The 11,526-nt window shown below is 70.4% G+C and carries 9 protein-coding genes and 1 pseudogene; 7 read left to right on the top strand and 3 right to left on the bottom strand.

All coding sequences use genetic code 11. The features are described from left to right. Positions 1-68 precede the first annotated feature (68 nt). Entirely contained in the window at positions 69-647 is a 579-nt protein-coding gene (locus FCI23_RS40545; RefSeq protein WP_136729144.1) for an IS607 family transposase, read from the top strand. Next, positions 640-2,289 carry an IS200/IS605 family element transposase accessory protein TnpB gene (locus FCI23_RS40550; RefSeq protein WP_136729145.1) on the top strand — a complete coding sequence of 550 codons (1,650 nt, stop codon included), beginning with the start codon at positions 640-642 and terminating at the stop codon, positions 2,287-2,289. Before FCI23_RS40545 ends, FCI23_RS40550 begins: the two co-directional genes overlap by 8 nt. Before the next feature lie 11 nt (positions 2,290-2,300). Here FCI23_RS40550 and FCI23_RS40555 read toward each other — a convergent pair whose 3' ends face one another. Next, positions 2,301-3,557 (bottom strand): citrate/2-methylcitrate synthase, encoded by a 1,257-nt coding sequence (locus tag FCI23_RS40555; protein ID WP_136729146.1) that lies wholly within the window; start codon positions 3,555-3,557, stop codon positions 2,301-2,303. A gap of 113 nt (positions 3,558-3,670) precedes the next feature. On the opposite strand from FCI23_RS40555, the gene FCI23_RS40560 reads away from it, so the two are divergent. After that, positions 3,671-4,813 carry a citrate synthase/methylcitrate synthase gene (locus tag FCI23_RS40560; protein WP_136729147.1) on the top strand — a complete coding sequence of 381 codons (1,143 nt, stop codon included), beginning with the start codon at positions 3,671-3,673 and terminating at the stop codon, positions 4,811-4,813. 222 nt (positions 4,814-5,035) lie between these two features. Then, positions 5,036-5,891 (top strand): annotated as a pseudogene (locus FCI23_RS60895) (LamG-like jellyroll fold domain-containing protein); the annotation flags it as partial. Here the strand turns inward: FCI23_RS60895 and FCI23_RS40565 are convergent. Both FCI23_RS40565 and FCI23_RS40570 read right to left on the bottom strand, forming a co-directional pair. Further along, complete coding sequence (locus FCI23_RS40565; RefSeq protein WP_136729148.1) at positions 5,842-6,933, bottom strand: hypothetical protein; 1,092 nt, start codon at positions 6,931-6,933, stop codon at positions 5,842-5,844. The pseudogene FCI23_RS60895 and the gene FCI23_RS40565 sit on opposite strands and share 50 nt — an antisense overlap. 22 nt (positions 6,934-6,955) lie before the next feature. Then, a complete protein-coding gene (locus tag FCI23_RS40570) occupies positions 6,956-7,891 on the bottom strand; it encodes a lysylphosphatidylglycerol synthase transmembrane domain-containing protein (RefSeq protein WP_136729149.1) in 936 nt (311 codons plus the stop codon). A 210-nt stretch (positions 7,892-8,101) separates the two neighbouring features. On the opposite strand from FCI23_RS40570, the gene FCI23_RS40575 reads away from it, so the two are divergent. From FCI23_RS40575 to pspAB, 3 genes are all read left to right on the top strand, one after another. After that, positions 8,102-9,055, top strand: a complete 954-nt coding sequence (locus FCI23_RS40575; RefSeq protein ID WP_136729150.1) for a quinone oxidoreductase family protein — start codon at positions 8,102-8,104, stop codon at positions 9,053-9,055. A gap of 239 nt (positions 9,056-9,294) precedes the next feature. Next, positions 9,295-10,221, top strand: a complete 927-nt coding sequence (gene htpX / locus FCI23_RS40580) for a zinc metalloprotease HtpX (RefSeq protein WP_136729151.1) — start codon at positions 9,295-9,297, stop codon at positions 10,219-10,221. Beyond that, on the top strand, positions 10,221-10,814 hold the full coding sequence (gene pspAB, locus FCI23_RS40585) for a PspA-associated protein PspAB (protein WP_136729152.1): 594 nt from the start codon (positions 10,221-10,223) through the stop codon (positions 10,812-10,814). The genes htpX and pspAB overlap by 1 nt, the downstream gene beginning before the upstream one ends. The last annotated feature ends 712 nt before the right edge of the window (positions 10,815-11,526 follow it).

An 11,526-nucleotide genomic window follows, 5' to 3' on the forward strand; every position in this document is an offset into this window, starting at 1 on the left:
GGTAATTGGTGGGGTTGAGTGTCCATGAGTGTCCTTTACTGGTTATGAGTGGTGTACGGTCTTTGCTTATGAACCTGACGGAATGGGCACGGGCGCAGGGGATCGCTCCCCGGACTGCCTACCGCTGGTTCCGTGAGGGCACGTTGCCGGTCCCTGCGCAACGCGTGGGCCCGCGCACGATCTTGGTGAACATGGACGCGAATACGTCGCTGTCTGCGACGGGTGGTCTCGGACTGTATGCCCGGGTGTCCTCGCACGAGCAGAAGGCAGACCTGGAGCGCCAGACCGCGCGGCTGGCCGGGTGGGCGGCGAAGGCCGGTCACCGGGTGGTGCGGGCCGAGTCGGAGATCGGGTCCGGTATGAACGGCGGGCGCAGGAAGGCCCGTCGGCTGCTGGCTGATCCGGATGTGACCACCGTTGTGGTGGAGCACAAGGACCGGCTCGGCCGGATGAACGTGGAACTGGTCGAGGCTGCACTGTCCGCGACCGGCCGCCGCTTGGTCGTCCTGGACGACGGGGAGGCCGAAGACGACCTCGTACGCGAGGTGGTGGAGGTACTGACCTGGTTCTGCGCCCGCCTCTACGGACGGCGCTCCGCGAAGAACCGGGCGCACAAGGCCCTGCAAGCGGCGGCGGCCGATGACTGAGCCGGAGAAGAAGCAGCTCCGTACCGTCGATGCCCCGTTCGTCGCGCTCGGGCCGTCCGGGGTGGCGATCCGAGACCGCCTCAAACACCTCACACCCCAGGACGAGAAGGTGCTGCGCCTGGTGGGCGAGCACCTGGGACACCTCGCGTCGCTCGATCTCAAGGTGCGCTGTGCGGACGGCAACGACCACGATGCGCAGCGGTGGGCGGCGCGTAAGCAGAGTCTGACGGCCGAATCGTCGTCCCGCTGGGCTGGCAGTATCACCAAGTCCACCCACGATCAGTGGGCCCTGTCGCGGCGCTGCCAGCTCGTGCACATCCAGTGCCTTGAGACCGGTATCCGCACGCTGACGCACCGTCTGTCACAGCCGATCGGCGAGAGGGGCACCAAGAAGGCGCCGGGCGGATACCGCTCGAAGAGCGAGTGGTTCCACAAATCCCGCCGCCTGCACACGCTGGAACACCGGCTCGGCGTGGCCCGTGCGGAGCGTGAGGCCGGTGCCGTGAACGTCGTGCGCGGTGGCCGGGGGCTCCTCAACACCCGCCACAACCTCGCCAAAGCCCAGCTCACCGAGACCAAGTGGCGCAAGCGGTGGGAGGCGGAACGCTGGTTCCTCGCCGCAGACGGCGAGTCCGGCAAACGCTTCGGCAACGAGACGATCCGCCTCACGCCCGAGGGCGAAGTGTCGATCAGGCTGCCCGCACCGCTCGCGCACCTGTCGAACGCCAGGAACGGCCGGTACGTCCTCACATCCAAGGTCACCTTCAAGCACCGGGGTGAGGAATGGCGCGACCGGGTCGAGGCGAACCGGGCCGTGGCCTACCGCATCCACCTGGACGTGGCCCGCGGGCGCTGGTACCTCACCGCGTCGTGGCAGCGCCCCCTCGTCCAGACCATCCCGCTTCGGACGGCCCGCGCGGACGGCATGATCGGGGTGGACACCAACGCCGACCACTTCGCCGCCTACCGGCTCGACGAGCACGGCAACCCGGTCGGCGACCCGCACAGGTTCCACTACGACCTGTCCGGCACCGCGACCCACCGGGACGCGCAGATCCGGCACGCCACCACCCGTCTCCTGCACTGGGCGAAGCGGTGCGGCGTCGCCGCCATCGCCATCGAAGACCTCGACTTCACCGCCGAGAAGACCCGGGAGAAGCACGGCCGCAAGAAGCGGTTCCGTCAGCTCATCTCCGGTATCCCCACCGGGAAACTCAAGGCACGCCTTGTCTCGATGGCCGCCGAGTCCGGCCTGTCGATCGTGGCCGTCGACCCGGCGTACACCTCCCAGTGGGGAGGCCAGCACTGGCAGAAGCCGCTGGTCACCCCGCGCCGCAAAATGACTCGCCATGACGCCGCTTCGGTGGCGATCGGCAGGCGCGCCCTCGGGCACCCGGTCCGGCGACGGACGGCACCGCCCCCACACGACCAGAGCGATCGTGCGGGGCATCGGACCGTCCAGGCCGATCGTGGAGTCCGGGGACGTGAGGAAACCCGCCACCCCGTCACGGAGCGTGCACACGATGCACGCCGCCGAGCGGGGACACAACAGGGAACGCGGGCAACCAGCGCATCCAAAACCGTTCGGGATGCGCGCAGTACCGGGACGTGGGTCCAAGACTCACTCCTGACCACTGATTAGGAACGGTTGGTTCAAGGCAATGGCTGGGGCGGCCGGGAGCCCGTATAGATGCCGCTCGGGCGCATCCGCAGCGGACGCTCCTGGTACTCCTCGAGGGCATGGGCGATCCACCCCGCCGTCCGGGCGATGGCGAAAGCCGTTTCCCCCGCCTCGGCGGGCATGCCCGAGGAGACGGACAACACCGCGAGCGCCAGGTCGACATTGGCGTGCAGCGCGGCGTGCCGTCCGGCGAGTGCGGCCACCTCGCGTGCGGTACGCAGCGCCGGGCCGGCCTGCGGTACGTCCTCGAGCAGCCGGAACAGCGCCTGCGCCCGGGGGTCCTCGCCGGCGTAGAGGCGGTGGCCGACGCCGGGGATCCGGCGGCCGGCGCGTAGGTGGTCGGCGACGACGGCGGCGGCGCTGCCCCGGTCCAGTGCCTCGGTCAGCATGCGGTGGGCGAGCCCGCTGGCGGCGCCGTGCAGGGGGCCTTCGAGCGCGCCGAGACCGGCGGAGACCACGGCGTACGGGTGGGCCCGCGCCGAGGCGGCGACCCGGACGGCGAGGGTGGAGGCGGCGAGGTCGTGGTCCATCAGGAGCACAAGCGCGGCGTCCAGAGCTCGCACTGACGCCTCGTCGGCGGCCCGGGTGGTGAGTCGTGACCACAGATGCCGGGCGAGCGGGGCGGTGGCGGCGGGAGTGACCCCGGCGGCCGGCAGCGCGCCGACAAGAGTCGCGGCCAGGCCGCGGGCGGAGGCGATAACGGTGGTTTCGGAAAGGTCGAACCGCAGTGGATCGGCTGCCGCCGCCGCTACCGCCGCCGCCCGCAACCGGTCCGTCAGCCCGCTGTGGGCAGGCAGCGCTCCGACCGCCCGCTCCGCCGCTGCCAAGGCCTGGTCCGGCGCGGCGAACCGGGTGCCCGGCCGCATCTCGCCGGTCCAGAGCCACTCGGCGGCCTCCTCGTAGCCGTACCGCCGGGCCAGTTCGGTGGCGTCGACCCCTCGGAAGTAGTAGCTGTCCTTGCCGATGAGGGTGATGCCGGTGCGTACGGCGGCCACTCCGGCGACGGTCGCGTCGTCGGCCGCCGGCTGCCCGCGCCGGGTGCGGCGCACCAGCGCGTCGACCTCCTTCGCGTCGAAGGTGGAGCCGCGCCCGCCGGGGGCGCGGCGGCTGGTCAGCAGACCTCGGCTGACATACGCGTAGACCGTTTCGGGCTTCACCCCGAGCCGCTCGGCGGCCTCCCTGGTGCTCAGCCGCTGCCCGCCCGGTGCCGGGGCTGCTTGATCCGCCATGGGCTCATCTCACCTCACCGCGATGTAGTGCACCGCATTGCATTGATTGAATCAATGTTGACAACCATTGAATCAATCATAGACAGTCGGATCAATATCAAAGGAGGGTCATCATGCCAACCATCGACGTACCCCGCGGGCTCAAAGGCGTCGTGGTCACCGAGACCGCGCTCGGCGACGTCCGGGGAACCGAGGGCTTCTACCACTACCGGCAGTACTCAGCCGTCGAACTCGCACAGACCCGCACCTTCGAGGACGTCTGGCACCTGATGTTCCACGGCACGCTCCCGGACGCCGCCCGGCGTGCCGACTTCACCGCCGGGGCCGCAGCCCTGCGCCGTCTGCCCGCAGACGTCCGCGACGCGCTCCCGGCCATCGCCCGCGCGTGCGCGGTGAGCGGCCCGCTCAGCGGACTGCGAACGGCACTCTCGCTGGCGGGCGCTGCCGCCGGCTTCCGGCCGCTGTACGACATCGGCGCAGACCAGCGCCGCGCCGACGCCCTCGCCGCCTGCGCCCTCGTACCGACGCTGCTGGCAGCCCTGCACCGGCTGGGCCGGGGCCTGGAGCCGGTGGAGCCGCGTGACGACCTGGCCCATGCGGCCAACTACCTCTACATGCTGACCGGCCAGGAGCCGGACCCCGCCCGGGCCCGGGCGGTCGAGCAGTACCTGATCTCCACCGTCGACCACGGCTTCAACGCGTCCACCTTCACCGCCCGCGTCATCACCTCCACCGGCGCGGACCTGGCCGCCTGTCTGACCGGCGCGATCGGCGCGTTGTCCGGCCCGCTGCACGGCGGGGCGCCCAGCCGGGCGCTGGACACGCTGGACGCCATCGGCACCCCGGACCGCATCGAGCCCTGGATCCGGGAACGGGTGCTGGCCGGCGACCGGATCATGGGCTTCGGGCACCCCGTCTACCGCACCGAGGACCCGCGTTCGCGGATGCTGAAGGGGATAGCGCGCGGCTTCGGAGGGCCGCTGGTCGACTTCGCGGTCCAGGTCGAGGAGCGGACGGAGGCGATCCTCGCCGAGCTGAAGCCCGGCCGGGAGCTGCACATCAATGTGGAGTTCTACGCAGGGGTGGTCATGGAGCTGTGCGGGCTGCCGCGCGAGATGTTCACCCCGACCTTCGCCGCGGCGCGGGTGGTGGGCTGGAGCGCCAACATCCTGGAACAGGCCGAGGACAGCAAGATCATCCGACCGGCGGCCCGCTACACCGGCCCGCTCCCGCCGCAGCCAGTCCCCGCGGCATAGCTCATGCCGCGAGGCCGCGCCTGCGAGGGGCACGGGGTGTGCCGCAGAAACCCACCGGTGCGGTGAGACCGGCCCTGGGGGAGAGTCCGGTCACCCGTGTTCGCCGACCCTTGGCCGGGAGCTGGCAGGACTCCGGCCATGGTTCGGCCGGACGACCGTAGCGTGCATATGCTTTCGCCGTCGATCACGGAGATGACCATGTGCAGTCCGCAGCATCGGCCCCCGTGGATCCTCGGCCGGGCAGGGAAGGGCCTGAACGAGCTGGAGCGCGAGGAGATCGAACTCACCGGCGACCAAGACCGCTTCTCGGTCACCGTCGGCTTCGAGCAGCGCTTCCCCGGCTTCGCCCCCGTCCCGACACGCCCGGCGCGACCCGCGAACCGCATCCTGGTGCCGGGTACGGTCGCGTACTGGCGTTTCGACGCCCCCGCCCACCGGATCGCCGACCTTTCGGGGCACGGCAACGAGTTGACGAAGGTGACGGTCCCCGGCACCCCGCCCCGGCTCCCTCACCTGGGTCCACGAGCACCACCCCGACCAGCCGGCCCACGGCAGCCTGTACTTCGCCGGGGACACGAGCCCGCTGCACGGCACCTATCTGCGGACAGCCGACAACGCGCCGCTGAACGCCGTCACCTTCCCTTCGGGCCGAGCAGCGCAGCCGGCAAGACCGGCGGCGATCCCGACGAGCCGCTCGCCACCCTCAGCCTGTCCGGTGACCGCGAACTCCAGCGGGCGGTATATCCGCTCAACCAGAACGGTCCGGTCACCAACCGGGGCCATGAGCTGCCGCTCGGCGCCTGGTGGCACGTGGCCGTCGTCAACGACGGACGCCGCACGGCCATGTGGCCATGTACGTCAAAGGCTGCCCCGTCGTCCGCACCCCCTCCACACGGCCACCGGCCTCACCACCCTCGGCCTGCGCTGGCTGCTGGGCGGCTACGAGTACGGCGGGAAGACCGACCAGATCGTGCACGGCTGGATCGGCGACGTCCGGGTCGCCGACCGCGCGCTGCCCGTCAGCCGCTTCATGAACGCGCCACAGGGCGGCGGTCCACGGGGGTGTCGGGCACGATGATGGCCTCGGCGGTCCGCCGCGGCCCCGACCAGGGCGCCGGCACGGCGTCGATGTCGTACGCCAGCCGATAGGCCACGGCCTCGTAGTTGATCCGCCACCCCCGGAAGTCCGGCCAGGCCTCCTCCGGCGTGCGCTCCGCCGAGTACCCCTGGTCCGCCATGCGGGCGAGGCCCTGCAGGAAGTCCTCGTAGGTGACCGACACCGGGCCGTCCGGCGACGGGTCGCGGTCGTACGGGATACCGCGCACGTCCGCGATTTCGCGCAGGCAGACATAGCCGGCCCGCAGTGCCATGCGCACCTCGGCCTGCGGGCAACTGGGATTGAGGGCGAGACGCAGCGCCGCCGCGTCCATTACCGCGAGCATGGCGACCAGCCAGTTGCGGTTGGCCTTGGGGGAGCGGAAGTGGATCAGGATCGGATAGGTGGTGTGGCTCTCGCTGACCTCGGCGCTCCACCGCTCCCAGCCGCGGAAGAGCTCGCCGATGCTGTCGATGATCCCGACCTGGGCGTACCGGGCGAGGATCTGCGGACCCCAGGGCGGACTACCGGTCCGGGCCTGCAACAGTGTCACCTCGGTCTCGCGGCGCTGGTAGGCGCCGTAGAGGGCGGGGAGATAGCCGATCTGGAGGCCGATGGTGATCGGTCCGGTGGCGGCGGCGCAGAAGTCGATGGCGGTCAGGTCCGCATGCTCGCTGCTGGCGAAGCCGAGCGTGAACATCGAGGATCCGGCCTCACGGAGCGCGGCCGTCGCCCCGAGGCCGCTCACCGCGGCCTCCAGCAGGCCGTAGCCGATCATGAAGCAGGCCAGCCAGCCCACCAGCGTCATCAAAATGGCCACTGATGCGGCCGGGGCGAGCACCCGGTCCTTCACCTCGGCCGAGGTGAAACGGTCGGCCGGCATTTGAAAGGCCCATCGCACGGTGGTCTGAACAGCGCGGGTGAATCCGGACCGGGTCGGCCGGGGGATCACCAGGGTGCGCAGCACCGAGGAGAAGATCCCGCCCACAACGAGCGCACCGAGGATACCCAGCACCACACGCACCGCAGGTCCTCCTGGAAATGGATCACAGTACCCGGCGGCGCACCAGAGCGGCGAGCACCAGCACACCGGGAAGCAGGGGCAACCATACGGTGACGATCCGGTACGCCAGCACCGCCGAGGTCGCCGCCACCGCGGTCGCCCCCGCTGTGACCAGTGCCAGCACCAGCGCCACGTCCAGCGAGCCGAAACCACCCGGCGTCGGCAGCAGCGCCGCCGCCGCGCTCCCCGCCAGGTAGGCCAGCGCCACGTGTACGGGCGGCACAGGGGTGTGCAGTGCCCTCACCACGGCCACCAGCACCAGCGCCTGCATCACCGGGAGCGCCAGCGATCCGGTCCACAGCGCCGCCGCCCGCGCCGAGCTGCCGTGCACCGCGCGCACATCCGCCGCCACCGTGCCGAGGAAGTCGCAGGCCGTCCTGCGCACCGGCCGCACCAGTGCCAGGAAGAGGGCCACCGCGCAGGCCAGGGCCACCACCGTGATCGCGAGCGGGTTGTCCGCCCGGGCCGGCACCACCCGGTGCACATGCAGTGCGTGCGGGAAGGCGGCCAGCAGCGTCGTCAGCAGCGCTATCCGTACCACGCACGCCGCCAGCGCCCGCACCGCGAGCGCGGCCGCACACCGGCTGGGCGGCAGCCCGCAGCGCAGCAGGAACCGCAGATTCACCGCGTTGCCGCCGATACCCGCCGGAAGTATGTGGTTCGCGGCCGACGCCGCGAACTGGGTGGCGAGCAGCCGCCCGGCCGGCAACTGCTCCAGCACCGCGCCCTGCTGCGCGGTCGCCGAGCACACCCATGCCAGCAGGGTCGCCGCGGCGGCCGCCAGCAGCCATTCGGTGTCCGCCGAACCGAGCTGTGCCGTGCCCTTGTCGAGCATCGGCCATTTCCAGTACGCGATGCCGAGGACGATCAGGACCGGGAGCAGGCCGGCGACATGACGTACCGGGAGCCGACGCAGCATTCTCCACTCGCCTTCTGCTCATCGCGAGCCGCTCCCCGAAGCGCCCCGGGCCGTGACCCATGTCTGACGGTACGACGTCCGGACCGTCCCCGCTCAGTCGCGCGGGCGGGCGGGTGAGCGGGCGGGCGAGCGGCGGAGGTCACATACCGACTGGTCGGTGTGAACGGTAGCGTGACCCCCACACGACACAACGATGCGGAGGGAGTCGCGGTGCGCGCGATCCAGATCACCGAGTTCGGCGGCCCGGAAGTACTGCGCCAGGTGGAGCTGCCGGAACCGGTGGCCGGACCGGGACAGGTGCTGGTGCGAGTGGACTCGGCGGGGGTCAACTATGCCGACACCCACACCGTCGAGAACTCCTATCTCTCGAAGACCACCCTGCCTCTGGTGCCGGGCGGCGAAGTCGTCGGCCGCACTCCCGACGGCCGCCGGGTGGTGGCCCTCATGGACAACGGCGGCTACGCCCAGCAGGCCGCCGTACAGGAGTACCTGGCACACGAGGTCCCCGACGGGGTCACCGACGGGCAGGCGCTCGCCCTGGTCGTGCAGGGGCTGACCGCCTGGCACCTGCTGCGGACCTCGGCCCGGATCGCCGGGGGCGAGTCCGTGGTCGTGCACGCGGCGGCGGGCGGCACCGGTTCGCTCGCCGTACAGCTCGCGAAGGCCTTCGGGGCCGGACGGGTGATAGCCACGGCGTCCTCCAAGGAGAAGCGCGAGCTCGCGCTGGAACTCGGCGCCGACGTGGCGGTCGAGGTCGGCGCCGAAGGCATGAAGGAGCGGCTTGTCGAGGCGAACGGCGGCAAGAAGCCCGACATCGTCCTGGAGATGACCGGCGGCCCGGTCTTCGACGCCTCGCTCGCCGCGCTCGCGCCCTTCGGCCGGCTGGTGACCTACGGCATGGCCTCCCGCGTGCCCCCGACCCCCGTACAGGCCGCGGCGCTGATGGGCCGTTCGAGGGCCGTCGTCGGCTTCTGGCTGATGCACTGCCTCGGCCGCCCCGGCATGTACCGGGAGCCGATGGCCGAACTGCTGGCCATGACGGCGGAGGGACGGCTGAAGCCGCAGGTCGGCGGCGTGTATCCGCTGACGGAGGTGGCCCGGGCGCACGAGGATCTGCGGGCCCGGCGCACTTACGGCAAATTGATCCTCGACGTGACAGTCTGACCGGACCTTGATAGGCACTGTCCGGGCGATCAGGGCGTTCGCCGCGCCGGGGGCACCTCCCGGCCGCTGGCCGGGGGAGGCCGAAGTCACCGCGGCGTCGTCCGGTGCGGTGACGGAGCCGTTCCTGATCGCCCGGGCAGGGCTGGGCCGGGGCTCGTCATTTTCGCCGTCGCAGAGGCACAATCGAAGCGGAGCACGACGGGCCGCCGGCCCGCCACCCGCAGAAATCGGGAGGGGCCATGGACCGGAATCGATTCGCCCCCGATCGGGGTCTGACGACCCGCATGGTGATTACCATGTTCATGATCGGCTTGCTGTACGTGGTCTTCGTCGGCGCGCTGCTGGCGCTGATGCGCGGTTCCTGGCCACTCATCCTCATCATCGCGGGCGGCCTGTTCGTCGCCCAGTTCTGGTTCAGCGACCGCATCGCCGCCTTCAGCATGGGCGCGCGCGAGGTCACCCCCGAGCAGGCCCCCGAGCTGCACGGCGTGGTCGACCGGATCTGTGCCCTGGCCGACATGCCCAAGCCCCGGGTCGCCATATCGGACAGTGATGTCCCGAACGCTTTCGCCACCGGCCGCAACCAGAAGGCCGCGGTGGTGTGTGCCACCACCGGGCTGCTGCGCCGCCTGGAGCCGGACGAGCTGGAGGGCGTGATAGCCCATGAGCTGTCCCATGTGGCGCACAAGGACGTCGCGGTGATGACCATCGCGTCTTTCCTGGGGGTGCTCGCCGGACTCATCACCCGGATCGGCCTGTGGGGCGGCTTCCGCAACAACAACGACAGCAACGCGGCCTTCGCCGCCCTCGTCATCCCCCTGGTCAGCGGAGTCGTGTACGCGATCAGCTTCCTGCTCACCCGCTCGCTGTCCCGCTACCGCGAGCTCTCCGCCGACCGCGCCGCCGCCCAGCTCACCGGCCGCCCGTCCTCGCTCGCCTCGGCGCTGACCAAGGTGACCGGCCAGATGTCCAAGATCCCGACCAACGATCTCCGTAAGGCCGAGCCGTTCAACGCCTTCTACTTCGCTCCCGCGCTCAGTTCCCGCAACGGGTCGGACGGCGGCGGCTCCGGCATGAGCCTCGGCAGGCTCTTCTCCACCCACCCCACCCTGGAGCAGCGGCTGGAGCAGCTCGCCCGGATCACCCTGGAACTGGGCAGCCGCTGATGGGCTTCCTGGACGCTCTGCTAGGCCGCAGCAAGCCGGTCCGGCCCGATCTCGACCAGCTCTTCGGTCTGCCCTCGGCGGCGATCACCCTGGAGGCGGCGGCCGGATTCCGGCCCACCGGGCTGGGTTCGGTGTGCTTCTCGGCCGTCGAGGGCGGCGCCTTCGCCGAGGTGCAACAGGATGTCCGGGCCCTGCTGGACATGGACGCCGGGGAGGGGGCCGACGGTGCTCCGGTGGAATCCAGCCGCGACAGTTACGGCTATACATGGTTCCTCGTACGGCACTCACCCGACGACATGCCGTCCCTCGTCAACGACCTGCACGCGGTGAACTCCGCCCTGGAGGGCCAGGGCTTCGGCCCCCAGCTCCTCTGCTCGCTGGCCGGCTTCCGGGACGACCAGGGCCGCGCGCTGGCCCTGGTCTACCTCTACAAACGCGGCACTTTCTATCCGGTTTGTAAACTCCCTGGCCAGGAGAAGCGTGACAACGCCCTGGAGCTTCAGGTCAAGGCGCTGCTAGTCAACGATCTGCGGATTGAGGAGGATCTGTCCCGCTGGTTCCCGGTCTGGGGCGCCCCCGGGACAGAGGACTGAGACCTTGTTAGATGGGGAGTGGCTGACGAGCGTCAGCCTCAGCGGTGGGGACTCATCCGACCAGCTCTTGAAGCTGCTAGCCGAGAGCGGAGTCACGCCGGCCGAGCTAGAGGCGGCAACCGCCCTCTTCGTGGCGTCGAGCCCTGCGAACCAAACGTCTCGGCCGCAAGCGCCGCCCGTCCGCAGGACGGCGACCTGGCGCGGGGCAGAGCCTTACGACGCCCCTGCGACAGTCAAGACGACCCCGGCCGGCGCAGAGCGCCCGCGACGGGCTGAGCCCTCTCCGCCCTGACTGCGAGGAGTTTGGGGCTTGATCGGAGCCCGAACGATCATGCTACGGTGAGCTCGAAGCCAACAACCGCACATGAGCGACCCCGGCAGTGCTACCAACACTCCGGGGTCTGACACCGAAGAGGGTAATCTTCGATGCAGATCAAGCGTAGCAGTCACACGTCTGCGTTCGTGATCATCCCGAACGCCATACTCCAGCACTACGAGCTGAGCCTGACGGCTCGCGGTCTCCTGGGCCTCCTCCTCTCGCAGCCTGAGCACACGGCCGAGACGGTCAAGTCCCTCACTGAGGACGTGGCAGAGCCCTCCCTGTCAGACTCTCATGAGACATGAGGACAATCGAGTCTTCTGTTGTTAGTGGGGCGAGAACAGGATCTTCTGAGCGTGACGCTGAGCAATGCCGATCTCCTGGCCGATGTGG

Source organism: Actinacidiphila oryziradicis (assembly GCF_005047355.1).
In the GTDB taxonomy this organism is placed as follows: Bacteria; Actinomycetota; Actinomycetes; order Streptomycetales; family Streptomycetaceae; genus Actinacidiphila; species Actinacidiphila oryziradicis.

Coding starts and splice junctions, on each gene's coding strand:
- FCI23_RS40545 (WP_136729144.1), top strand. CDS start 69: ATGAACCTGACGGAATGGGCACGGGCGCAGGGGATCGCTCCCCGGACT.
- FCI23_RS40550 (WP_136729145.1), top strand. CDS start 640: ATGACTGAGCCGGAGAAGAAGCAGCTCCGTACCGTCGATGCCCCGTTC.
- FCI23_RS40555 (WP_136729146.1), bottom strand. CDS start 3,557: ATGGCGGATCAAGCAGCCCCGGCACCGGGCGGGCAGCGGCTGAGCACC.
- FCI23_RS40560 (WP_136729147.1), top strand. CDS start 3,671: ATGCCAACCATCGACGTACCCCGCGGGCTCAAAGGCGTCGTGGTCACC.
- FCI23_RS40570 (WP_136729149.1), bottom strand. CDS start 7,891: ATGCTGCGTCGGCTCCCGGTACGTCATGTCGCCGGCCTGCTCCCGGTC.
- htpX (WP_136729151.1), top strand. CDS start 9,295: ATGGACCGGAATCGATTCGCCCCCGATCGGGGTCTGACGACCCGCATG.
- pspAB (WP_136729152.1), top strand. CDS start 10,221: ATGGGCTTCCTGGACGCTCTGCTAGGCCGCAGCAAGCCGGTCCGGCCC.